At 62.0% G+C, this 22,507-nt stretch carries 21 protein-coding genes and 1 pseudogene; 16 read left to right on the top strand and 6 right to left on the bottom strand.

The annotated features are described in order from the left end of the window. Positions 1–4 precede the first annotated feature (4 nt). From N8A98_RS19230 to N8A98_RS19190, 9 genes are all read left to right on the top strand, one after another. Positions 5–1,378 carry a pyruvate dehydrogenase complex dihydrolipoamide acetyltransferase gene (locus tag N8A98_RS19230; RefSeq protein ID WP_262167746.1) on the top strand — a complete coding sequence of 458 codons (1,374 nt, stop codon included), beginning with the start codon at positions 5–7 and terminating at the stop codon, positions 1,376–1,378. A 9-nt stretch (positions 1,379–1,387) separates the two neighbouring features. After that, complete coding sequence (locus tag N8A98_RS19225) at positions 1,388–1,873, top strand: hypothetical protein (protein WP_262167744.1); 486 nt, start codon at positions 1,388–1,390, stop codon at positions 1,871–1,873. Beyond that, complete coding sequence (locus N8A98_RS19220; RefSeq protein WP_262167742.1) at positions 1,870–2,520, top strand: SGNH/GDSL hydrolase family protein; 651 nt, start codon at positions 1,870–1,872, stop codon at positions 2,518–2,520. Before N8A98_RS19225 ends, N8A98_RS19220 begins: the two co-directional genes overlap by 4 nt. A gap of 20 nt (positions 2,521–2,540) precedes the next feature. Next, positions 2,541–3,980 (top strand): dihydrolipoyl dehydrogenase, encoded by a 1,440-nt coding sequence (gene lpdA, locus N8A98_RS19215; protein WP_262167740.1) that lies wholly within the window; start codon positions 2,541–2,543, stop codon positions 3,978–3,980. 91 nt (positions 3,981–4,071) lie between these two features. Continuing rightward, complete coding sequence (locus tag N8A98_RS19210; protein ID WP_262167738.1) at positions 4,072–5,112, top strand: Gfo/Idh/MocA family protein; 1,041 nt, start codon at positions 4,072–4,074, stop codon at positions 5,110–5,112. Then, positions 5,109–5,366, top strand: a complete 258-nt coding sequence (locus tag N8A98_RS19205) for a GlsB/YeaQ/YmgE family stress response membrane protein (protein ID WP_262167736.1) — start codon at positions 5,109–5,111, stop codon at positions 5,364–5,366. The genes N8A98_RS19210 and N8A98_RS19205 overlap by 4 nt, the downstream gene beginning before the upstream one ends. Before the next feature lie 84 nt (positions 5,367–5,450). Next, entirely contained in the window at positions 5,451–6,404 is a 954-nt protein-coding gene (gene lipA / locus N8A98_RS19200; protein ID WP_262167734.1) for a lipoyl synthase, read from the top strand. Next, positions 6,404–6,847 carry a type II toxin-antitoxin system RatA family toxin gene (locus N8A98_RS19195; RefSeq protein ID WP_262167732.1) on the top strand — a complete coding sequence of 148 codons (444 nt, stop codon included), beginning with the start codon at positions 6,404–6,406 and terminating at the stop codon, positions 6,845–6,847. The genes lipA and N8A98_RS19195 overlap by 1 nt, the downstream gene beginning before the upstream one ends. Before the next feature lie 2 nt (positions 6,848–6,849). Further along, entirely contained in the window at positions 6,850–7,215 is a 366-nt protein-coding gene (locus N8A98_RS19190) for a VOC family protein (RefSeq protein ID WP_262167730.1), read from the top strand. Positions 7,216–7,218: 3 nt separating this feature from the next. Here the strand turns inward: N8A98_RS19190 and N8A98_RS19185 are convergent, their stop codons facing one another. Both N8A98_RS19185 and N8A98_RS19180 read right to left on the bottom strand, forming a co-directional pair. Next, positions 7,219–7,719, bottom strand: a complete 501-nt coding sequence (locus tag N8A98_RS19185; protein WP_113120463.1) for a CinA family protein — start codon at positions 7,717–7,719, stop codon at positions 7,219–7,221. Beyond that, positions 7,719–8,909 carry a bifunctional 2-C-methyl-D-erythritol 4-phosphate cytidylyltransferase/2-C-methyl-D-erythritol 2,4-cyclodiphosphate synthase gene (locus N8A98_RS19180; protein WP_262167727.1) on the bottom strand — a complete coding sequence of 397 codons (1,191 nt, stop codon included), beginning with the start codon at positions 8,907–8,909 and terminating at the stop codon, positions 7,719–7,721. The genes N8A98_RS19185 and N8A98_RS19180 overlap by 1 nt, the downstream gene beginning before the upstream one ends. 247 nt (positions 8,910–9,156) lie before the next feature. On the opposite strand from N8A98_RS19180, the gene dusB reads away from it, so the two are divergent. From dusB to hflX, 7 genes and pseudogenes are all read left to right on the top strand, one after another. Next, positions 9,157–10,089 carry a tRNA dihydrouridine synthase DusB gene (gene dusB, locus N8A98_RS19175; RefSeq protein ID WP_113120465.1) on the top strand — a complete coding sequence of 311 codons (933 nt, stop codon included), beginning with the start codon at positions 9,157–9,159 and terminating at the stop codon, positions 10,087–10,089. After that, positions 10,086–11,222 (top strand): two-component system sensor histidine kinase NtrB, encoded by a 1,137-nt coding sequence (locus tag N8A98_RS19170; RefSeq protein WP_113120523.1) that lies wholly within the window; start codon positions 10,086–10,088, stop codon positions 11,220–11,222. Before dusB ends, N8A98_RS19170 begins: the two co-directional genes overlap by 4 nt. Then, positions 11,219–12,664, top strand: coding sequence for a nitrogen regulation protein NR(I) (gene ntrC, locus N8A98_RS19165; RefSeq protein ID WP_035096789.1), 1,446 nt, complete (start codon positions 11,219–11,221; stop codon positions 12,662–12,664). The genes N8A98_RS19170 and ntrC overlap by 4 nt, the downstream gene beginning before the upstream one ends. A gap of 151 nt (positions 12,665–12,815) precedes the next feature. Then, the gene (locus N8A98_RS19160; RefSeq protein WP_262167720.1) at positions 12,816–15,152 is read left to right on the top strand and encodes a sensor histidine kinase NtrY-like; all 2,337 of its coding nucleotides are present in this window, start codon (positions 12,816–12,818) and stop codon (positions 15,150–15,152) included. Next, on the top strand, positions 15,152–16,534 hold the full coding sequence (ntrX, locus tag N8A98_RS19155; RefSeq protein WP_262167719.1) for a nitrogen assimilation response regulator NtrX: 1,383 nt from the start codon (positions 15,152–15,154) through the stop codon (positions 16,532–16,534). Before N8A98_RS19160 ends, ntrX begins: the two co-directional genes overlap by 1 nt. 179 nt (positions 16,535–16,713) lie before the next feature. Then, a complete protein-coding gene (gene hfq, locus N8A98_RS19150) occupies positions 16,714–16,962 on the top strand; it encodes an RNA chaperone Hfq (RefSeq protein WP_035096785.1) in 249 nt (82 codons plus the stop codon). 9 nt (positions 16,963–16,971) lie between these two features. Further along, positions 16,972–18,090 (top strand): annotated as a pseudogene (hflX, locus tag N8A98_RS19145) (GTPase HflX); the annotation flags it as partial. A gap of 261 nt (positions 18,091–18,351) precedes the next feature. Here the strand turns inward: hflX and mazG are convergent. The 4 genes from mazG to N8A98_RS19125 are packed head-to-tail and all read right to left on the bottom strand — an operon-like array spanning position 18,352 to position 22,507. Further along, positions 18,352–19,161, bottom strand: coding sequence for a nucleoside triphosphate pyrophosphohydrolase (gene mazG, locus N8A98_RS19140; RefSeq protein WP_262167714.1), 810 nt, complete (start codon positions 19,159–19,161; stop codon positions 18,352–18,354). Positions 19,162–19,194: 33 nt separating this feature from the next. Further along, complete coding sequence (locus tag N8A98_RS19135; RefSeq protein WP_262167712.1) at positions 19,195–19,791, bottom strand: NAD(P)H-dependent oxidoreductase; 597 nt, start codon at positions 19,789–19,791, stop codon at positions 19,195–19,197. Continuing rightward, positions 19,791–21,191, bottom strand: a complete 1,401-nt coding sequence (locus N8A98_RS19130; protein WP_262167710.1) for an FAD-binding oxidoreductase — start codon at positions 21,189–21,191, stop codon at positions 19,791–19,793. The genes N8A98_RS19135 and N8A98_RS19130 overlap by 1 nt, the downstream gene beginning before the upstream one ends. Further along, positions 21,188–22,507, bottom strand: coding sequence for a cytosine deaminase (locus N8A98_RS19125; protein WP_262167708.1), 1,320 nt, complete (start codon positions 22,505–22,507; stop codon positions 21,188–21,190). The genes N8A98_RS19130 and N8A98_RS19125 overlap by 4 nt, the downstream gene beginning before the upstream one ends.

Here is a 22,507-nt window from a genome sequence, read left to right as displayed (position 1 = left end):
CGAGATGCCGATTGAAATCACCATGCCGGCGCTCTCTCCCACGATGGAAGAGGGCAAGCTTGCCAAATGGCACGTCAAGGAGGGCGACAGCGTCTCCTCCGGTGACGTGATCGCCGAAATCGAAACCGACAAGGCCACGATGGAAGTCGAGGCCGTTGACGAGGGTAAGATCGGCAAGATCATGGTTGCCGAGGGTACCGACAATGTGAAGGTCAACGCGGTTATCGCCGTGTTGCTGCAGGAAGGCGAAGACGCCAGCGCCATTGGGGCGGGGGGCAGCAAGCCCGCCGAGGCCCCGAAGGCGGAAGCGACCAAGGCTGATGCTCCAAAAGCCGATGCCGGCACGGTGATGCGCGCGGACGCTGCAACACAGACGGCGCCGACCGCCAAGGCCGATCCGGCGCCGGTTGCCAATTCAGGCTCCAGTGCCCCAGCCAAGGCTGAAGGCGGCAAAGTGTTTGCTTCGCCACTCGCCCGGCGCCTGGCCAAGGAAGCTGGCATCGATGTGTCGGCTATTGCCGGCTCCGGTCCCAAGGGCCGTGTCGTCAAGTCGGACGTCGAGGCCGCCAAGTCGGGCAAGGGTGCAACCAAGCCCGCTGCAGCGACGGCGTCGGCCGGTGCGGCTCCTGCGACCGGCATGAGCAAGAACCAGGTCATCGCGCTTTACGAAGAAGGCAGCTACGAGCTGGTGCCAAACGATGGCATGCGTAAGGTTGTGGCGGCTCGCCTCACCGAATCCAAGCAGACGGTGCCGCATTTCTACCTGACGCTCGATTGCAAGATCGATGCGCTCCTGGCGGCTCGCGAGCAGATCAACGCCTCTGCGCCCAAGAGCAAGGAGGGCAAGCCGGCCTTCAAGCTCTCGGTCAATGACTTCGTGATGAAGGCCTGGGCCGTTGCCCTGCAGCGCGTGCCGGCGGCCAATGCGACCTGGGCCGGAGACTCGATCCTTTACCACAAGCGCAGCGACGTGGCGGTTGCCGTGTCGGTGCCCGGCGGGCTGTTCACGCCCGTGGTCAAATCCTGCGACACCAAGACGCTTCGCGAAATCTCCGAAGAGGTCAAGGATCTGGCCGGTCGCGCCCGCAACAAGAAGCTGGCCCCGCATGAATATCAGGGCGGCGCTTCATCGGTGTCCAACCTTGGCATGTTCGGCATCAAGGAATTTGCCGCGGTGATCAATCCGCCGCATGGCACGATCCTGGCGGTCGGCGTTGGTGAGGAACGCGTCTATCCCGAAAACGGGCAGATAAAGATCGGCCAGTTCATGACCGTCACGCTCTCCTGCGATCACCGTGCCGTCGATGGCGCGCTGGGCGCCGAAGTGCTGGGCGTGTTCAAGGGCCTGATCGAAAATCCCGTGATGATGCTGGCCTAGGGGGCATTGATGCGTTTGATTAAGTTGGCTGCTGTCCTATTCAGCTTTTGTCTGCCAACCGTTTCAGCGATTGCTTTGGAAATAGTTGGGGCGCGCGGCACCACCGTATTGGAAGCAGCCCCCGAGGAAGTAAGAGCTGCTTTTGCTGGCCACACGCTGCTCATCGAGCGGTTGCCGGACAGCTACGGTTTCGCCAGAAAGGTCATACCGATGACTCGGTTTGTTGCCTATTTTTCTGACAACGGCCAGGTTTTGGCGTGGCGGCCACGCCAGACTGAAGTGCTAGCGGGGCGATGGTACGTTGATGGTGTTTCTTTGCTCTGCTTGCAGTTTGACGGTAGCCCAGGCGGTTGCATGTCTATCCCGGGTGCAATTAACGCCTTCGTGGATTCCGTACCGGGCAATGTTTTCTCCTTACGGGCAGGAGGCGTGGTTCCAGGTCCGCTGCCATTCACTGAGCGTATTGCCAAGATTCGGGCGGCCGTTGGACAATGAAAACCATCCTCGCCTATGGCGACAGCCTCACCTACGGCGCCAATCCACAGCCCAATGGGCCGCGGCATGCCTATGTAGATCGCTGGCCGAGTGTGCTCGAACAGGGCCTGGGCGGCAAGGCGCGGGTGATTGCTGAGGGGCTTGGCGGTCGCACGACGGCATCGGATGACTGGTATGCCGCTGCCGATCGCAATGGGGCGCGCATCCTGCCGACCCTGCTCGACAGCCATTCGCCGCTTGATCTGGTCATCATCATGCTGGGCACTAATGATCTGAAGCCCGCCGTGTGCGGTTCGGCGCTTGAGGCGTCGTTTGGCCTGCGCCGGCTGGTGCAGATCATTCGGGGACAGGCGGCCGGCAAGGGCGAAACTGCGCCCCAGATTATCCTCGTTGCGCCGCCGCTGATCTGCGACAGCGACAATGCCGACATGCTCGGCCATTTCGGCGGGCTGCAACACGGGCTCGAGCAATCGAGCCAGTTTGCCGCGCACTATGCGCGCCGTGCGCAGGAGTGGAATACCGGCTTCTTCGACGCGTCCACGGTGGCCAAGGCCGACCCGGCTGACGGCGTTCATCTCGATGCGGCCAATACCCGCGCCATCGGCGTCGGGCTCGTGCCTGTCGTCAAATCCATGCTCGGCCTCTAGGCCAAACTCTGGAGGCCAAAATGGCTGACCAATACGATCTTCTCGTCATCGGTGCCGGTCCGGGCGGCTATGTTGCCGCCATTCGCGGTGCGCAACTCGGCATGAAGGTGGGCATTATCGAGCGCGAGCATATGGCTGGCATCTGCTCGAACTGGGGCTGCATCCCCACCAAGGCGCTGCTGCGTTCGGCCGAAATCTACGGCCATATGAGCCACGCCAAGGATTACGGCCTGACGGTCGAGAAATTCGGTGTCGATATCGATGGCGTGGTGAAGCGTTCGCGCGCCATTGCCGCGCAGATGAACAATGGCGTCCAGTTCCTCATGAAGAAGAACAAGGTCGACATCATCTGGGGCGAAGCGGTCATCACCAAGCCCGGCGAAGTCAAGGTCGCCCCGACCAAGAAGGCCATCGTGCAGCCGCAGGGGCCAGTGCCCAAGAATGCGCTGGGTGAGGGCACGTACAAGGCAAAAAATATTATCATCGCCACCGGCGCCCGCCCGCGCGTGCTGCCCGGCATCGAGCCGGATGGCGACAAGATCTGGACCTATTTCGAGGCGATGAAACCAGCCGCCATGCCCAAATCGCTGGTGGTGATGGGGTCGGGCGCCATCGGCGTCGAATTTGCCTCCTTCTACCGCTCGATGGGCGCCGAAGTGACCATTATCGAGCTGCTGCCGCAGATCATGCCGGTGGAAGATGCCGAGATTTCGGGCCTTGCTCGCAAGCGGCTGGAAAAACGCGGCATCAAGATCCTGACCGATGCCAAGGTCGCCAAGGTCGAAAAGACCAAGGACGGCGTAGTCGCCCATGTCGAGCTGAAATCCGGTGAGAAGCAGCAGATCGCGGGCGACAAGCTGATCTCGGCTGTCGGCGTGCAGTGCAATATCGAAGGGCTGGGGCTTGAGACCGTCGGGGTCAAGACCGAGCGCGGCGCCATTGTCATCGATGGCTACGGCAAGACCAATGTAGACGGCATCTGGGCCATTGGCGACGTCGCCGGCCCGCCGATGCTGGCGCACAAAGCCGAGCATGAGGCGGTTATCACCGTCGAAAAGATTGCGGGCCTGAAGGTCCATGGCCTCGATAAACTCAAGGTGCCGGGCTGCACTTATTGCGAGCCGCAGGTGGCCAGCGTCGGGCTGACCGAAGCCAAGGCCAAGGAATTGGGTCGCGAGATCAAGGTTGGTCGCTTCCCCTTCGTCGGCAACGGCAAGGCCATTGCCCTGGGCGAGCCCGATGGGCTGGTCAAAACCATTTTCGACGCCAAGACCGGGGAACTTCTGGGTGCGCACATGATTGGTGCCGAAGTCACCGAACTGATCCAGGGCTTCGTCATCGCGATGAACCTGGAGACGACCGAGGAAGAACTGATCCACACCATCTTCCCGCACCCGACCCTGAGCGAGACGATGAAGGAAAGCGTTCTGGACGCCTATGGTCGCGCGCTGAACATCTAGCGCGCAACTGCTCACCGCCGTTGCCACGACCTCGCCCTGCTACGCGTGCAGGGTGGGACGCAACAGCAACGGAATTGAAGGAGTTATCCACATGGTCAAAGCCATCCAAGTCGGCCTCGGACACTGGGGATTCAGCTGGACCAAGGAAGTTATCCCCAAAGTTCCCAGCATTCACATGGTGGGCTATGTCGATTCCAATCCGGACGCGGTCAAGCGCGTGCAGAGTGAGCTCGGCATCGAGGAGAAGCGCTGTTTCCTGAGCCTTGATGAGGCGGCCAAGGGTGTCGAAGCCGACCTTGCCATCTGCACGCTGCGCACCGAGGCACATTATCCGGTGGTCAAGCGGTGCCTGGAGCTGGGCTTCAATGTGCTGGTCGAAAAGCCCTTCGCCTCGACCATTGCGCAAGCCAAGGAACTGGTGGATCTCGCCAAGGCCAATGGCCGGGTGCTGATGGTCAGCCAGAATTATCGCTTCCAGCCGGCGCCGATTGCCGCAGCCGAGCTGATCGGCGCGCAGAAATTCGGGCCGGTGAACCTGGTCTCCATCGATTTCCGCCGCCACGCGCCAAGCCAGGGCTACCGCTATTGGGATATGCCCGATCCGCTGCTGGCCGATATGTCGATCCACCATTTCGACCTGATGCGCATGGTGCTATCGGACGAGCCCAAGCGCGTCTCCTGCCGCACCTGGAACCCGGCGGCCAGCCCCTTCGGTCACCACCCGATCGGCGTGGCGACGCTGGAATTCGAGAAGGGTACTATCGTTTCCTATCGGGGCAGCTGGATGAGCAGCGGCCCGGTGACGCCATGGGCGGGCGAATGGACCATGGATTGCTCGGAAGGCGAGATCATCTGGTCCTCGCGCGATCACTTCATGGGCAAGGCCGGCCCGGACCGGCTGAGCCTGCGCGAGCGCGACAAGGAAGCCGTTGCCGTTCCGCTGGCGCCCGTCGAATTCACCGACCGTACCGGCACTTTGGCGGCAATTGCCAAGGTGATCGAGTCCGGCTCGGTTCCTGCCCGGTTCAGCTCGGGCGAGGACAATCTGCATTCGCTTGCCTTGGTGCAGGCCACTATCACTTCAGCCGCCCGGGGCGGCGAATGGGTCGACATAGCGGAGATCATGCAATGAGCGTCGGAATGCAGGAACTACTGATATTTCTGGCCATCGGCCTGGTCGCCGGCTGGCTGGCCGGACTGCTGCTCGGCGGCGGTGGGCTGTTGCGCAACCTGATCGTGGGCGTCATTGGCGCCTTTGTCGGGGGCTGGCTGCTGTCGGTGGCCAATATTTCACTGCCCATCGGCAATGTGCTGGTGAGCCAGATCATTACCGCAACGATTGGCGCCATCGTCGTCATCATCGTGGCGCGGGTTGTCGCCAAGTAGGGGCAGCCCATCATAAAGACCGGGTTGAACCGGCAGCCTTTGGGAGCGATATAACGGGCACGCTCTGCCCAGTCAGGACCAAAATTGGTTACGCTCATTGATAATTCGGCGCTCAAACCGCGCCACCCGGAAAAGGCCAACCGGCCCGACAGCGTCGTGCTGCGCAAGCCGGACTGGATCCGCGTGAAAGCGCCCGGTTCTCCGGTCTACAAGGAAACCCAGCAGATCGTGCGCGAGCATGGGCTGGTGACGGTGTGCGAAGAAGCCGGCTGCCCCAATATCGGGGAATGCTGGTCCAAAAAGCACGCGACCATGATGATCATGGGCGAAATCTGCACCCGCGCCTGCGCGTTCTGCAATGTGCGCACCGGCATGCCCGGCCCGCTCGACGCGAGTGAGCCGGAAAAGGTCGCCCTCGCCGTGCAGAAGCTGGGCCTTGAGCATGTCGTCATCACCTCGGTGGATCGCGACGACCTGGCCGATGGCGGCGCGCAGCATTTTGCCGACGTGATCCTGGCCATTCGCGCGCATAATCCACGCACCACGATCGAAATCCTGACGCCTGACTTCCTGCGCAAGGAAGGGGCCCTCGAAATCGTCGTGGCGGCCAAGCCGGACGTGTTCAACCACAACCTTGAAACCGTGCCGTCCAAATATCTCAAGGTGCGGCCCGGCGCGCGTTACTTCCACTCGATCCGCCTGCTGCAAAAGGTCAAGGAACTCGACCCCACCATGTTCACCAAGTCTGGCATCATGGTCGGCCTCGGCGAAGAGCGGAATGAAGTGCTCCAGCTGATGGACGATCTGCGTTCGGCCGATGTGGATTTCCTGACCATCGGGCAATATCTGCAGCCGACCAAGAAGCACTATCCGCTGCAGCGCTTCGTCACGCCCGACGAATTCAAGTCCTACGCCACCGTTGCGACCGCCAAGGGCTTCTCCCTGGTCTCGTCCAGCCCCTTGACCCGCTCGTCCCACCACGCTGGCGAAGACTTCGCCAAGCTCAAGGCAGCCCGGATGGCAAAGCTCGGCCACTGATGAAACGCTTTTTCGAACGGCATGTGCCGCATCTGCCCAAGCGCATGTTCGACATCGTCGCCGACCTGTCGGACTATCCGCGCTTCATCCCCAATTGCAAGGCGATGGAGGTCCGCAAGGACCCCGCCGCCGGCGCGGCCGATATAAGGCTGGCCAAGATGACTCTGTTCTTCGGCCCGATCACCCAGGCCTATACCAGCCGGGTGACTGTCGATCCTGAAGCGCTGACCATCCGTGCCAAGGCGGTGGACGGCCCCTTTGCCTATCTCGATAGCGTGTGGAGCTTCGAGCCGGAGGGCATGGGCACGCGCGTACGCTTCGAAATCGACTTCAAGATTTCCAACCCGCTGATCGCCGCTGTGGCCGAGCCGGCTTTCGCCGCCAAGCAGGACGAAATCATGCGCGCCTTCGCCGATGAGGCGGACAGCCGCTACGGGGATTAGCGATGTTCGAACGGCTCGATTGCGTTTGTTTGCATACGGACGACATCGAGGCATCCCTGACGTTCCTTGGCGATATGGGCATGACCGAGGCTTGGCGGCTCGACCGCTTGCTTGACGACGGCAGGCCCTGGACTTTGGTCGGGCTGGATTTCCCCGACAAGACCAGTTCGCAACTTGTACTCAGCACGCATCCTGATCGGCGGATGATTGAGGTCGAAATACGGGTTGCCGACGTTCGCCGCGCTTATGAGCAATTGCGCCAGAGCCCAGGCGTTCGGTGGCTGGCAGAGCCCTTTCCCATCGAGCAAGGTCATGTGGCCGTCATGCAGGCGCCGGACGGAAATGCCTTTGTGCTGATCGGCGACTAAGTTTTAGTCGTCGTCGCTATTGAGCACCTGCAGGATCAGCTCGAACGCCGCTTCCACAGTGGCCCGGCGCACGGCATCACGACCGATATCGCCGAAGCGGTGTTCGATCACCACCGTGGCCAGCTCCGACGACACCGCCACATAAACCAGGCCCACCGGCTTCTTCTCGGTGCCGCCATCGGGCCCGGCAATGCCGGTCACGGATACCGCAAAATCGACCCGCGCCGTATTGCGCGCGCCGTCCGCCATGGCTCGGGCCACCTGGTTGGACACTGCGCCGTAATCATGGATGAGCCGGGCAGGGACCTGGATCATGCGCGACTTGGCGGAATTGGCGTAGGTGATGTAACCGCCATAAAAGGCGGCCGATGAGCCCGGAACGTCGGTCAACGCCGCGGCAATCATGCCGCCGGTGCAACTCTCTGCGGTAACGATAGTCTTGCCGGCCTGGGTGAGGAAATCGATGACTTCCTTGCCGGGATCGCGCGCTGCCGTGGCTGCCATCAATCCCCCCTCGGCACTTCTACACTCGCACTCGCCATGGCCACGATACCTTCCTCCCGCCCGGTAAAGCCGAGCTTTTCACTCGTTGTCGCCTTGATCGCGATCCTGTTGGTCGCAATTCCCAGTGTTTCGGCAATCACCGCCTGCATTGCCGGCACATGTTGCGCGATCCTGGGTCCTTCGCAGACAATTGTCACGTCAAGATTGACGATGCGCCCACCCAACCCGGTCACGAGATCGCCAGCGTGCTTGAGGAAGATAGTGGAGGCCGCGCCTTTCCACTGCATATCGGCCGGCGGGAAGTGCACGCCGATATCGCCTTCGCCGATTGCGCCCAGAATAGCGTCGGTCAGCGCATGCAGCGCCACATCCGCATCTGAATGGCCCTTGAGCTTGGCCCTATAGGGAATGCGCACGCCGCCCAGCCATACGGCATCGCCGGCCTCGAATGGATGAACGTCAAAGCCGGTGCCGACACGGGTTTCCATAGCGAAATCTCCTGAAACGATCCGCTCGGCCCGCTCGAAATCTTGGGGATGCGTAATCTTGATGTTGTTGGGATCGCCCATCACCATGGCGACCTTGAGCCCCGCCCATTCGGCGATTTCTGCGTCGTCGGTGAATTGGCGGCGAATGGTGGAAGCGCGCATATGCGCGGAAAAAATCTGCCCGAAGCGGAAACCCTGCGGCGTTTGGGCGGCATGAAGCTGGTTGCGGTCCTCGGTGGCAACGACCAGGCGGCCGTCCAGCGAGCGCTTTATGGTGTCGGTGACACCAAGAGCGGGCAGGGCGCCATCATATTGGTCCAGTACCGCAATGACGTCGCCAATCAGGTCGGTGGTCGCAAAGGGTCGCGCTGCATCCTGAATCAGCACCAGATCTGGCCGCAGCGGCGCCAGGGCCTTGATGCCTTCCAGCACCGAGGCTTGCCGCGTACCGCCCCCGAGTACCGGCGCCAAGAGGCGGTTGTCGCTGAGGCCAAGGGCGGCGTAGCGCTCTGCATGGCCTGCGTGGACAACGGGGAGAATCTGGCCGATGGCCGGATGGTCGAGAAATGCCTGGATGGTCCGCTGCAGCACCGGAACGCCCGCAACATTGCGGTATTGCTTGGGATCGGGGGCTCCACCGGCGCTCGCGCGCTCACCCTGGCCAGCAGCGACAATGATGACGGCGATGGATTTTTGACGCATATCGAAACAGACACTCAACCCGGAAACCGTCATAGGAATCTGGTCTAGCCGTGCCGGTGTCATGCGGCAAGTGCAGGGCTGCCGCACACCCGGCAACGGTACATAAGGTGTTGCGCTAGCGGCGCTTTTGATTATTGTGCGGGCAGAAATTCAAAAATGACCATTTCTGGGGCAGTCCTTGTCTGAAATTGCCTGCGAGTTGAGCATTGGGAGCCATCGGGTTCGCAGTCATGCTTTGCTTGCTCCCATGGCGGGAATCACCGATCGCCCGTTTCGTGTCCTCGCAGAGCGGTTCGGCGCTGGCATGGTCGTCTCCGAGATGATCGCCAGCAATGCCCTGGGCGTGGGCAATGAAGAGATGGTGCGTAAGCTCGGTCGCCCCGGCACGCTGCCCCACATGGTGCAATTGGCTGGCTGCGAGGCCGAATGGATGGCGCGTGGTGCCAAGATCGCCCACGATGCCGGCGCCGATATCATCGACATCAATTTCGGCTGCCCGGCCAAGCGCGTCACTAACGGCTATGCCGGCTCGGCGCTGATGCGCGTGCCCGACCACGCCATGACGCTGATCGATGCCGTCGTTGCCGCCACGCCGCTACCGGTCACCGTCAAGATGCGCCTGGGCTGGGACGATGACAGCCTCAATGCCCCCGAAATCGCCCGCCGCGCCGTCGATGCTGGGGCACGGATGATCACCGTGCATGGCCGCACCCGCCAGCAATTTTACAAGGGCAATGCCCGCTGGGAACTGGTGCGGGCGGTTGTCGAGGCGGTGGACGTGCCCGTGGTGGTCAATGGTGACATTGTGGACTTTGCCAGTGCGCGCGAGGCCCTGCAGCAATCCGGTGCGGCTGCGGTCATGCTCGGCCGCGGTGCTCAAGGGCGCCCATGGGCAGTTGGCCAGATTGGCGCTGCGCTGGCCGGGAGGGAGGCGCAGCCTGCACCGCAGGGTGAAGCGCTTGCCGAACTGGTTGCCGAGCATTACGAGGGCATCCTGGTCGAATATGGCACGGTGGTGGGCCTGAGGGCCGCGCGCAAGCATCTGGATTGGTATCTGGAGGCCGCCGGCATCGCGCTCGACAAGCCGACTCGCACTGCCTTTCTCAACAATGAAACGCCGTCTCATGTGCTCGAGATGATCGGCGCGATTTTCTCGGGCGAATGGAAGGCGGCGGCATGAGCGCGTCTACGAATGCGAGCAAATTGGCCAGCGTGCCTTCGACTGCGGTGCTGCAGGCTTTGCCGCAGCCCATCATCGTTTGCGACGAAGACCGCCAGATCATCTTCGTCAATTATGCCGCCGAGGCGTTTTTTGGCGCTTCGCTGAGCGTTTTGACGCGCCAGCGGCTGGACGATCTCATTGCCTTCGGCTCGCCCATTATTAGCCTCGTTGAAACCGTCATCCTGCGCCGTGGGCCGATGACTGAATATCGCGTCCGCGTCGGCTCGTCCCGCTTTGGCGATGAGCGTATTGCCGACGTGTTCGCTAGCCCGCTTTCGGATAGCGATGGCCGCGTGGCCCTGCTGATCCAGGAACGGACCATGGCTGACAAGATCGATCGCCAGATGGTGTCGCGTGGCGCGGCGCGCTCGGTGACGGGCCTTGCCTCCATGCTGGCCCACGAGATCAAGAACCCGCTCTCGGGCATTCGCGGCGCCGCCCAATTGCTTGAGCAGAGCGTGGCAAGCGACGAAATTCCGCTGGCCCGTCTGATCCGCGAAGAGACCGACCGCATTGTCGGCTTGATCGACCGTGTGGAAGTGTTTGGCGACGAGCGCCCGATGGAGCGCGAGCCGATTAATATCCACGTCATTCTCGACCGCGTAAAACTGCTGGCGCGCAATGGCGTCGCCCGGGGTATTGCCTTCTCGGAAGAATACGATCCCTCGCTGCCGCCGGTTTATGGCAATCGCGACCAACTCATTCAGGTCTTCCTCAATCTGGTCAAGAATGCTTCGGAAGCCCTTGAACGCACACAGAAACCGGAAATCCGTATCACCACGGCCTTCCGTCCTGGCATTCGCATCAGCGTGACGGGCGTGTCCGAGCGCATCTCGCTGCCGCTCGAAATTGTCATCGAGGACAATGGCCCCGGCGTGCCGCCCGATATTCTGCCGTTCCTGTTCGACCCCTTCGTCACGACCAAACTCAATGGCTCGGGCCTGGGCCTGGCCCTGGTAGCCAAGATCGTGGGCGACCATGGCGGGGTCATCGATTGCGATAGCCGCCCCGGCCGCACTCGCTTCCGCATTCTCCTGCCCGTCGCCAGCGGGGCCTTCAACGCGTCTTCTGAAGAGGTATCGGCAAAATGAGCCACGTTGTCCTGCTAGCCGATGATGACGCGGCCATCCGCATGGTGCTCAACCAGGCGCTGACCCGCGCCGGCTACGAAGTGCGCCCCACCGGTAATATCTCCACCATGTGGAATTGGGTGAGCCGCGGCGAAGGCGATATCCTGATCACCGACGTGGCCATGCCAGATGGCAATGCCTTCGAGGTCATGCCCAAGATCAAGAAGCTGCGCCCCGATCTGCCGATGATCGTGATGTCGGCGCAGAACACCTTCATGACGGCCATTCGCGCCTCTGAAGTTGGCGCTTACGAATATCTGCCTAAGCCGTTCGACATTACCGAAGTGCTTTCGGTGGTGGCGCGCGCCCTGGCCGATGCCAAAAAGCCGACCACAGCCGAGCGCAAGGCCGAGGAGCCCGGCGAGACCATGCCGCTGGTCGGTCGCTCGACCGCCATGCAGGACATCTACCGTGCCCTGGCCCGCCTGATGCAGACCGACCTGACGGTGATGATCACCGGCGAGAGCGGCACCGGCAAGGAATTGGTGGCGCGGGCACTGCACGACTTCGGCAAGCGCCGTAACGGGCCGTTCGTTGCCATCAACATGGCCGCCATTCCGCGCGACCTGATCGAAGCCGAACTGTTTGGCCACGAGAAGGGGGCCTTTACCGGCGCCAATACGCGCTCCTCAGGTCGCTTCGAGCAGGCCGAGGGCGGCACGCTGTTCCTCGACGAAATCGGCGACATGCCGATGGATGCCCAGACCCGCCTGCTGCGCGTGCTGCAGGAAGGCGAATACACCATGGTCGGCGGCCGATCCTCGATCAAGACCAATGTCCGCATCGTTGCGGCTACGCATCGCGATCTCAGCCAGATGATCCGGCAGGGCCTGTTCCGCGAAGATCTCTATTACCGCCTCAACGTCGTGCCGATCCGCCTGCCGCCGCTGCGCGAGCGCATCGACGATATCGGCGATCTAACGACGCATTTCCTCAACGCCGCCCAGCGCGAAGGGGAGGCGGTCAAATCCATCGCTCCCGAAGCGATCCGGCTGATGCAGAACTATTCCTGGCCGGGCAATGTCCGCGAACTGGAAAACCTCGTCCGTCGCCTCTCGGCCCTCTATGCGGACGAAAGCATTTCGGCTGAGATCGTGCAGAACGAACTCAATATCGCCGAGCGCCCGCAGACCAACGGCATGGCCGGCCCGGTCGACGTGTCCATGGCGGTGGAAACCCATGTGGGCCAGTTGCTGCGCGAATATGAGCCGAACCTGCCGCCGGCGGGGCTTTATCAGCGGGTGATCGATCGGGTGGAAGCGCCGCTGATCGCCATGGCGCTCAATGCCTGCGGCGGGAACCAGATCAAGGCGGCCGATCTGCTCGGCCTCAATCGCAATACGCTGCGCAAGAAAATCCGCACCCACAGCATCGAGATCGTCAAGCACAGCCGCCGCAATTGATGCGGCTGTTCACAAACCGTTCGCCGCACTGGCGAAAATGCGGCGGTTTGATCACACTGTCACATTTTGGCAACAATTGTCTTGAAGGGTTGCCCGAATTGGGTCAGGCTCTGCCTTCCTGTGGCGGAGATGGAGTGCCAAGCGGCATTGTATGACGGAAACGGCGATCATCGATAACCAGGCTGCGCCAGCACGGCGGAGCGAGGCGGCGCATTCCTCTCGCGTGCCGTTTTTTGCTGCACATACCAACAGACCCTTGCGGGTATTGGGTTTTGTGGTGGTGTTCGCCTCGGTCCTGATGTCCTCGATCTCGTTCCTGATCCTGTCGGGCGCGACCAATATCGAGCCTTCGGCAACCGTCTGGACCGTCATCTGGATCGTCACCGGCATCCTGGTCCTGCTGATGATCGCCCTGGTTGTTACCGAGGCCGTGCTGCTCATCCAGGCCCGCTCGCAGCGCCAGCCCGGCTCGAGCATGCAGCTCCGCATGGTCACGATGTTCGCTATCGTCGCCGCCATTCCCGCGGTCATCGTAGCAGTGGTCGCGACCTTCTCGCTCAACCAGGGGCTGGATCAATGGTTCTCCGAGCGCACCAGGGCCATGGTGGAAAGCTCGCGCCTCGTCGCTCGCTCCTATATGCTTGAGCACGCGCAGGTTTTGCGAGACGACATCATCTGGGTGGCCACCGAGCTCGAACAGGCGCGCGGCACGTTCGAGGAAGATCGCGACCGTTTCGAGCGTATCCTGACCGCGCTGGCCGTCACCCGTTCACTGCCCTTCACGTCGCTCATTCACGGTGATGGCGACACGCTGATGCGGGCGCAGATCAATGTGCAGGGGGCGTATCCCAAGCTGCCGGAGGGCATTACCCAAGGGGTGGTCGAAGGCGTGCCGAGCCAGATTGCGCCGGGCAGCACCAATTTGGTCGGCTCCATCGTCAAGCTGCGCGGCTACGACGACACCTATCTGTTCGTTGCCCGCCCGGTCGATGCCGAAGTGCTCGAATATATGCGGCTGACCGACGAGAACATCACCGAATACCGGCAATATGCGTCCAATCGGCTGGTGTTCCAGATCACCTTCACCATCATGTATGTCGGTCTGGCTGTGGTGCTGCTGCTCGCCGCGCTCTGGATTGGCATTGCGCTTGCCAACCGCTTCGTCGACCCGATCCGAAACCTCATGATCGCCTCCAGCCGCGTCAGTCGCGGTGATCTCGATGTGCAGGTTCCGGTGCAGGAGGGCAGGGGGGACCTGCGCGATTTGTCCAATGGGTTCAACCAGATGACGCTGCAGCTCAAATCGCAGCGCGAGGATTTGGTGACGGCCAGCGAGATGAACGAAAAGCGCCGGCAATTCACCGAAGCCGTGGTGGAAGGCGTGTCGGCTGGAATTATCGGGCTAGATCCGTTCGGCGCCGTCACGCTGGTCAATGCGCGCGCTTGCGAGATGCTGGAACGCGATGAAATCGGCCTGATGGGCGAGCGGATCGAAGTGGCCATGCCGCAATTGGCGCCCATCCTCGAGCGCGCCCGCTCGGCCCGCCGCGGCCAGGTGCGCGATCAGATCCAGCTCGGCAACGAGACCGATCGGCGGACCTATCAGGTGCAGCTGACCCGCGAGGGGTCGATCGCCGAATCCAAGGGTTATGTGCTGACCTTCGATGACATTACCGATCTCGAATCTGCCCAGCGTACCAGCGCCTGGGCCGACGTGGCCCGGCGCATCGCTCATGAGATCAAGAACCCGCTGACCCCCATTCAGCTTTCGGCCGAGCGGCTAAGCCGTCGCTATGGCTCTAAACTTGAGGACGATCGCGAAGTCTTCGACAAATGCATCAACACCATCGTGCGTCAGGTGGGCGATATCGGCCGCATGGTCGATGAATTCTCAGCCTTTGCCCGCATGCCCGAGGCCGCGCCTGAAATGGCGGACCTGTCTGATACCATTCGGCAGGCGGTATTCCTCGAAAGCGTCCGCCTGCCGGAAATGGTTATCCACACCGAGCTGCCGGAGACGCCGATCCGCGCCTGGTTCGATAGTCGCCTGATTTCGCAAAGTCTGACCAACCTGATCAAGAACGCGGTAGAAGCCTTTGAATCCGTAGGTTCTTCACCCGATTGGGTACCTACCATCACTGTGCAAGGACAGTTGGAGGGCAATCATGCCCGGATCAACGTGTCCGACAATGGCAAGGGCTGGCCTAGCGAAAACCGGCAGCGGCTGCTGGAGCCCTATATGACGACGCGCGAGAAGGGCACGGGCCTGGGTCTCGCTATTGTAGCGAAAATCATCGAACAACATGGCGGCATAGTGGAACTGGTCGACGCCGAGCCTGATGCGACCGGCCGGGTCGGGGCCTGCGTCACCTTCACATTGCCCCTGCAATCGCCAATCAAGACGTCCGAGGAGAGCGGTGCCGATGCGGCATCGACCGCCCCCTCGCAACAGGAGGAGCCGCTTATTTCAGCGGCGGTTCATAAGTAATGGCACTCGACATTCTCATTATCGACGACGAAGACGACATCCGCGACCTGATCGCCGGCATTCTGGAGGACGAGGGATTTGAAACCCGTCAGGCCCATGATGCCGATAGCGGGCTCAATGAAATCGCCCGCCGCCGCCCCAGCCTGGTCTTCCTCGATATCTGGATGCAGGGCTCGCGGCTCGATGGCCTGCAATTGCTCGACGTTTTCCAGAGCCAGCACCCGGACATGCCGGTGGTGATGATTTCGGGGCATGGCAATGTCGAGACCGCCGTCTCGGCGATCCGCCGCGGCGCCTATGACTATATCGAAAAGCCGTTCAAAATTGATCGCCTGCTGCACATCACGCAGCGCGCCATGGAAGCCACCCGCCTGCGCAACGAGGTTGCGGAGCTCAAGGAACGCTCGGCGAGCAAGAGCATCGACATGGTGGGCACCTCGCCGGCCTTGCAGCAGGTGCGCGGCATTATCGAGAAGTCGGCGCCGACCAATTCGCGCATCTTTGTCTCGGGCCCATCCGGCGCCGGCAAGGGCCTGGTGGCTCGTCTGATCCATCAGCGCAGCCCGCGCGCCGACGCGCCGTTCGTCGAAATCAACGCCTCGCTCTATGCGCCCGAGGAAGTGCCGGTCGTGCTGTTCGGCCGCGAAGCTCGCGAAAAGACCGGCATCCTCAAGGTTGAGGTCGGTGCGCTGGAACGCGCCCATGGCGGCACGCTGTATCTGTCGGAAGTGACCACTTTGCCGGCCCAGACTCAGGCAGCGCTGCTGCGCACCCTGGTCGAAAACCGCTTCAATCGCGTCGGCGGTACGCAGGCTGTGCCGATCGACGTGCGCATCATTTCGTCCAGCTCGCAGAACGTGGCGGCCCAGATCGAGGCCGGGGAGTTCCGCTCGGACCTGTTCCACCGCCTCTCCATCGTCCCGCTCCCCCTGACGCCGCTCAAGGAACGCCGCGAGGACGTGCCGCCGCTGGTCAGCGTCTTTATCGAGCAGGTCTGCCGCATGCATAATCTGCAGCGGCTGACGGTGGGCGATGACGCGATTGCGGTGTTGCAGGCACAGGAATGGCCGGGCAATGCGCGGCAATTGCGCAATTCCATCGAACGCCTGCTGATTCTGATGAAGGACCAGCAGCCCGAGGATGGGGTGATCACCGCCGCCATGCTGCCATCCGACATTGGCGAAGTGCTGCCCACAGTAGGCGATACCGACGCTTCGGCGCATCTGATGAGCCTGCCGCTGCGCGACGCGCGTGAGGTGTTCGAGCGGCAATATCTGCTGGCGCAGATCGAGCGTTTCGGCGGCAATATCTCCAAAACGGCCGAATTTGTCGGCATGGAACGCAGCGCCTTGCACCGCAAAATCAAGTCGCTGGGGCTTTGAAAATTGGGCGGAGGCTATGCATGAGGCGCGGGTAGGCAGCCCTGGGCTTCTGTGCCATAGTGTTTAACGTGTAGTGAATACACTTTTGCGATGGGGGCGGAGCATCGGCTTTCGCGCCCAGCCTGGACCAGCCAGCGCAATTATAACAGCGACAACAAATGCCGCGAAAAGAGACCTAAATGGCTAGCGAAAAACAACAAAATCTCCAGGACTCTTTCCTCAACCACGTCCGCAAGCAGAAGGTGCCCGTCACGATTTTCCTCGTGAACGGCGTCAAGCTGCAGGGTGTCATCACCTGGTTCGACAATTTCTGCCTGTTGCTGCGCCGTGACGCCCAATCCCAACTGGTCTATAAGCACGCCATCTCGACGATCATGCCGGGCGCGCCGATCCAGCTGTTCGATCCAGAACAGAACCACGACGACTAACGAGCTTATATGAGCGATTTTCACGACGACGACGAGGCCGTCCAAAAGGGCGGCCCGCAGGCGTTCATCGACCAACGCGCCCAACCGACACGGGCCGGATTGATTTGCCCCGATGTCCGCGGGGCTGTCTCCCAGCACAGCATCGAGGCCCGCAAGGCGGAGTTTGAAGGCCTGGCTGGCGCAATCCGGCTGGACATTGCCTTTTCCGAGATCGTCAAGGTGCGCGAGGTCAAGCCGGCGACGTTTATCGGCGGCGGTCATGTCGAAACCCTGGCGGCCCGCGTCAAAGAGGACGAGATCGACCTGCTCTTGGTCGATGCCGCGCTGACCCCGATCCAGCAGCGTAATCTGGAAAAGGAAACCGGCACCAAGGTGCTGGACCGCACCGGGCTGATCCTCGAAATTTTCGGCGAGCGCGCTGCGACACGCGAAGGCGTGTTGCAGGTCGAGCTTGCCCACCTCAATTACCAGAAGAGCCGCCTTGTGCGCTCCTGGACCCACCTTGAGCGCCAGCGCGGCAGTGGCGGCATGGGCTTTATGGGCGGCCCTGGCGAAACGCAGATTGAAAGCGATCGGCGCCAGCTCACCGACCGTATCGTGCTGCTCGAGGATCGGCTGGAAAAGGTCAAGAAGACCCGCGCCCAGCAGCGGCGTCAGCGCGACGACACGCCATTCCCGATCGTTGCACTGGTCGGCTACACCAATGCCGGAAAGTCGAGCCTGTTCAACACGCTGACCGGGGCAGGGGTGTTTGCCGAAGACCTGCTCTTCGCCACTCTCGACACCACTGTGCGCAAGCTCGAATTGCCGCATGGCAGGGCAGTGATGCTCAGCGACACGGTGGGCTTTGTCGCCGACCTGCCGACCGACCTCGTCGCTGCCTTCCGCGCCACGCTCGAAGAAGTCGTCGATGCCGACGTGATCCTGCATGCCCGCGACGTGGCCAACCCCGACCATCTGGCGCAGGCGCTCGATGTGCTCAAGGTGCTGGGCGACCTGGGTGTGTCGGCGGAAACCACGCCGGTCATTGAGGTCTGGAACAAGGTCGATCTGCTCGGAACCGTGGACGGTTCGACTGAGGAAGCCCTGGCTGCCATCAGCCCAGCCGGTCGCGTTGCGGCCGTGGTGCCGGTTTCGGCCAAGACGGGGCAGGGGCTGGAGGCGCTCAAGCTGGCCATCGAGGCCGCGCTTGCCGAAAAGAGCCGAACCTATCACGTGCATGTGCCACACAGCGCGGGCAGCGACATCGGCTGGCTGCACTCGCATGCCGAGATTATCTCGCGCGATGAGGCGACCGAAAAAGGCTCCGGCTTCGTCGTGCGCGTGGAACCCCGCCACAAAGCGGCGTTCCTCGAACGCTTCAACGGCCGGATCGAAGGGTCTCGACGCCTAGGCCTTGTCGGCCTTACGGATCTCGTTCCAATAGCCATCCAGACGTTCGAGCCCGGCATTGCCGGGTTCGATATCGTCCTCGCGGCACCTGGCCTCCACATAGTGGAAGCGCCGGGTGAATTTGAGATTGGCATCGCGCAAAGCCGCTTCGGCATCTACTCCAGCGTGGCGCGCGAGATTAACGACGGCAAACAGCAGGTCGCCGATCTCTTCATGGGCTGCCGCCGGGTTTCCCGCAGCTACAGCCTCATCGACTTCATCCAGTTCCTCGACCGCCTTGGCCCGCACGGAGGCATAGTCCGGCCAATCAAAGCCGACCTTGGCAGCGCGCCTGGTGAGCTTTTCGGCGCGCGCCAGAGCGGGTAGGGGCGCGGCGACATCATCGAGCACTGAAGGCGTGGTTTCGCCCTTGCGGGCTGCCTTGGCGGCGCGCTCCTCGGCCTTTATCGCCTCCCAGCGGCCCTTGGCAGCATCGGAATCACTGGCGTCGAGATCGCCGAACACATGCGGGTGCCGGCGAATGAGCTTTTCGGTAATGCCGTAGATCACATCGCCAATATCGAAATGACCGGCCTCGCTGGCCATCTGCGCGTGATAGATCGGCTGCAACAGCAGATCGCCCAGCTCTTCCCGCAAATCGGAGAAATCCTGCCGCTCGATCGCGTCCGCGACCTCATAGGCCTCTTCGATCGTGTAGTGACGAATGGACGAGAAATCCTGCTCCAGATCCCAGGGGCAACCGCCCATTGGATTGCGCAGCGCCGCCATGATCTCGATCAGACGGGAGATATCGCGGGAGGGCTGCATGGCGGGCTCGTGGCTAGGAATCGGAGTTGCAGTCTAGAACTTGCCGATCTCGCTGCGAACCGTCTGAATGAACCCGGTGAGTTGCTCGGGCGTACAATTATTCATGTCGTAAAGCGCCAGATATTTCGGCGGCATTCGCCCCCGGAAGGTGGCCCAACCCCAGCGGCGCGCGATTCGGCGCGGCGGATCGCCCATGAGCATAGTGCGCCAACGATTGCCGCCGTAGGTGGTGATAAAGACCGCCTTCCTGATGTTTGTCAGGTTCGGAACCAGCCGGCCCCGATCCCCGCCGCCCTCCATCACAAAGGACACGCCCGGCAGGAATATGCGGTCGAAATATCCTTTTAGAATAGCGGGATAGCCGTAATTCCACACCGGATGCACAAAGACGATGGCGTCCGCCGCCCGCAGCCGATCGACATAGGGCTTGATCGCCGGCGTCAGATTGCCGGGCACCTCGTGATAGTTCAGGCGCTCTTCGCGGCTCAGCACCGCGTCGAACTGCTCGTCATAAAGATTGAGAGCGTCTACCTCATGTCCATTGTCGGTCAGTTCGCCCACCACGGCATCGAACAAAGCCCGATTATAGCTCGTTTCCACCGGGTGAGCGTGAACCACATGAACGCGCATCAGGCGGCGTTCACTGGATTGAGGCCGTCGAACAGCCAGACGCGGCCGGCATTGAAATCGAAATTCGGATCATCCCAGGCGATCATCTTGCCCGGATTGAGCATGCCCTTGGGGTCGGCCTCGCGCTTGAAATCGAGCTGTTTCTGATCGGTCCGCTTCATGCCGCCTTCCTCAAGTGTGTAGCGATGCGGATTGAATACGGCGCAGCCGTTTTCCTCGTGGATGCGGATGATCTCGTTGAGCCGTTCTTCGGTGGTGTAGCGCACCAGCGGCAGGCCGCCATACATGACCACGCCGTCCTGCCGGCCCACCTCGATATGCATGGGCAGTTCATCGCCCAGGATCGAGATGATCTTTTCGACATGAGCGACGGTTGGGTAGCGCGTCTGCAAATAGGTGATCGTCGGATCGACCTTGAGCGCCCGCAGCGTGGTGTGGTTCCACGCCAGTTCGTACACGGGCGGAAGGCGCTTGAGCTCTTCGGCGCTGGCCTCGTCGGAGCGGTAGAGCATTTCGCCCTTATGGTGGGCCACGAACAGCGTCATCGCGTCCACCGCCACCGGCGCCACCATCAGCAGCACGACGGATTGGCCATCGCGGATATAGGGCTTGTGGCGGTTGAAGTAGTCCTGCGGGATCGGGGCCGCGCAGGGCGCCACCTCCTTGACCAGCAAGCCATCCTGCAGCGCGACCGCGCCGCCAAAGCGGCAGGCCTCAATGAAGTCGTCGAATCCGACGATCATATCGACCCAGTCATGCGCCTGCGTCAGGGGCATTTCCGCCTCAACGATAATGCCATTGGTGCCATAGGCATGGGCGACTTTGAGGATGTCCTCGCCCACCAGATCCAGCTCGCGCGGGTTCTCTTCGCAGGTGATGACCTTCACCCCCAGAATGCTGCCGATATTGCGCAGACCACCCCAGCGGATCGAGCCGACGCCGCCCGAACCGCCGGCGATAAAGCCGCCAATGCTGGCCATGCGATAGGTCGAGGGATGAAAGCGTAACTCGCCGTTTACGGATTCCCGCGTCTGGTGGTCCATCTGTTCGAGCACCGCACCGGCCTGGGCACGCACACGGTCGGGCTTGATCTCCAGGACCTTGTCCATATTCATCAGATTGAGCATGGCGCCGCCCGAAAGCGGCATGGCCTGGCCGTAATTGCCGGTACCGGCCCCGCGCGGGGTGATGGCGACGCCATGGCGGAACGCGGCGGCGAGGACGGTTTTCACCTCCGCATTGGAGCGCGGCGACACCACGATTTCCGCGGTCACATGATCGAGCTTGGCTTTCAGTATCGGGGAATACCAATAGTGATCGCGGCTGCGTTGCTGGACGATGCGGGGATGATCCTCGACTGGAATGTCGCCAAGGTCAGCGCGGAAATCTGAAATGCTCATGCGTGTCGTCCCATCAGGTCGTCGAGTTCACGGTAGTCGGGCAGGGTGGTGTCGATAACAGCGCCATTGCGCAACACGACGCGGTCGGTTTGTGGCCGGGACATCAGCTCGGTCCAGGTGCGGGCGCGGAACAGCACCAGCTCGGCAGGAAGCCTGGCGCTAATCGTGCCGGAATAGTTGAAGCCGCCAATGGCCGCCGGCTCGGCGCTGACCGAGCGCGCCCAGGTAAAGGCATCGGCCTGCGGATGGTCGAAGTGCAAAATCCGCGCGCCTTCGCGCAGGACTTCAAAGCCGTCGAGATCGCCATAGGCATAGAACGGGTCGCGGGTATTGTCCGACGCGATGGCAACCGGCACCCCGGCCGCCTTGAGTTCGTTGAGCAGGGTAACACCCCGCCACCGCGGCGTTCGCACCCCGCCCACATTGCGGCGATCCTGCAGATACATGTTGCAGATCGGCAGCGAGACCACAGCAATGCCGGCTTGCGCGACGCGCTCGATGGTTGCCATGGCCGTCGCTTCGGGCTGAATGGCGATGGCGCAGCAATGCCCGGCCGTCACCTTGCCGGTAAAACCGGTCTCGATCACCGCATCGGCCAGGCTCTGCAAAGCGTCAGCCGCCGGGTCTCCGGTTTCGTCAATATGTAGGTCCACATCGAGGCCGAAATCGCCAGCGACTTGGAGCAGCGCGCGCATAATGGCGGGATTGTCCGGGTGAACACCCGTGGAGCCGCCCAGCAGCCCCTTGGCCGCCTTGGTGCGTGTGGCGACGGCGCGAAGCGCCGCCGGGTCAAGAATGGTGTCGGGCCCCATAAGACCTGCCGCCTGAAGCTCGATCCGACCCACCCAACGCTCGCGTACGGCCTCGAACACGTCCCAGGAAATCTCATGCTGCGGCGGCGCCGTATCAAGATGCGTCCGCACGGCGGCCGTGCCATGCGCCCAGGCGCAGCGTAGGGCGAAATCCATGCGCCGCTCGACATCGGCCGCCGCCCAATTGGCACTGCGGTCCTCGCCGACGGCCATCAGGGCACCAAGCCAGGTGCCATCGGGGTTTTCCTTGCGCGGCCAGATATGGCCCTTGTCGAGATGGGTATGCAGGTCGACAAAGGCTGGCAGCACAATGCCATGGTCGAGATCGATACGATCCGGCCCGAGCAGGCCGCTGCCAGCGGCGCCAATGCTGGTGACCTTGCCATCGGCAATCTCGATATCGACCAGAACAAGCGCACCCGAGGCGGGCTCGCCCATCACTGCTGCCGGCACGTTTGCATTGGCCAGCACATAGCGGCCGGTCGAAGGAATAGTGATCGTCAA

The organism is Devosia neptuniae, from assembly GCF_025452235.1.
In the GTDB taxonomy this organism is placed as follows: Bacteria; Pseudomonadota; Alphaproteobacteria; order Rhizobiales; family Devosiaceae; genus Devosia.
This window is presented reverse-complemented; position numbering and strand designations above follow the sequence as displayed.

What these genes read in the sequence shown, in the direction of transcription:
- N8A98_RS19185 (WP_113120463.1), bottom strand. Translation starts at nt 7,719, where the DNA reads ATGGCAGCCACGGCAGCGCGCGATCCCGGCAAGGAAGTCATCGATTTC.
- N8A98_RS19210 (WP_262167738.1), top strand. Translation starts at nt 4,072, where the DNA reads ATGGTCAAAGCCATCCAAGTCGGCCTCGGACACTGGGGATTCAGCTGG.
- N8A98_RS19225 (WP_262167744.1), top strand. Translation starts at nt 1,388, where the DNA reads ATGCGTTTGATTAAGTTGGCTGCTGTCCTATTCAGCTTTTGTCTGCCA.
- N8A98_RS19170 (WP_113120523.1), top strand. Translation starts at nt 10,086, where the DNA reads ATGAGCGCGTCTACGAATGCGAGCAAATTGGCCAGCGTGCCTTCGACT.
- N8A98_RS19220 (WP_262167742.1), top strand. Translation starts at nt 1,870, where the DNA reads ATGAAAACCATCCTCGCCTATGGCGACAGCCTCACCTACGGCGCCAAT.
- N8A98_RS19135 (WP_262167712.1), bottom strand. Translation starts at nt 19,791, where the DNA reads ATGCGCGTTCATGTGGTTCACGCTCACCCGGTGGAAACGAGCTATAAT.
- N8A98_RS19195 (WP_262167732.1), top strand. Translation starts at nt 6,404, where the DNA reads ATGAAACGCTTTTTCGAACGGCATGTGCCGCATCTGCCCAAGCGCATG.
- N8A98_RS19205 (WP_262167736.1), top strand. Translation starts at nt 5,109, where the DNA reads ATGAGCGTCGGAATGCAGGAACTACTGATATTTCTGGCCATCGGCCTG.
- N8A98_RS19130 (WP_262167710.1), bottom strand. Translation starts at nt 21,191, where the DNA reads ATGAGCATTTCAGATTTCCGCGCTGACCTTGGCGACATTCCAGTCGAG.
- N8A98_RS19190 (WP_262167730.1), top strand. Translation starts at nt 6,850, where the DNA reads ATGTTCGAACGGCTCGATTGCGTTTGTTTGCATACGGACGACATCGAG.
- hfq (WP_035096785.1), top strand. Translation starts at nt 16,714, where the DNA reads ATGGCTAGCGAAAAACAACAAAATCTCCAGGACTCTTTCCTCAACCAC.
- N8A98_RS19180 (WP_262167727.1), bottom strand. Translation starts at nt 8,909, where the DNA reads ATGCGTCAAAAATCCATCGCCGTCATCATTGTCGCTGCTGGCCAGGGT.
- mazG (WP_262167714.1), bottom strand. Translation starts at nt 19,161, where the DNA reads ATGCAGCCCTCCCGCGATATCTCCCGTCTGATCGAGATCATGGCGGCG.
- ntrX (WP_262167719.1), top strand. Translation starts at nt 15,152, where the DNA reads ATGGCACTCGACATTCTCATTATCGACGACGAAGACGACATCCGCGAC.
- N8A98_RS19230 (WP_262167746.1), top strand. Translation starts at nt 5, where the DNA reads ATGCCGATTGAAATCACCATGCCGGCGCTCTCTCCCACGATGGAAGAG.
- lpdA (WP_262167740.1), top strand. Translation starts at nt 2,541, where the DNA reads ATGGCTGACCAATACGATCTTCTCGTCATCGGTGCCGGTCCGGGCGGC.
- dusB (WP_113120465.1), top strand. Translation starts at nt 9,157, where the DNA reads ATGGCGGGAATCACCGATCGCCCGTTTCGTGTCCTCGCAGAGCGGTTC.
- N8A98_RS19160 (WP_262167720.1), top strand. Translation starts at nt 12,816, where the DNA reads ATGACGGAAACGGCGATCATCGATAACCAGGCTGCGCCAGCACGGCGG.
- ntrC (WP_035096789.1), top strand. Translation starts at nt 11,219, where the DNA reads ATGAGCCACGTTGTCCTGCTAGCCGATGATGACGCGGCCATCCGCATG.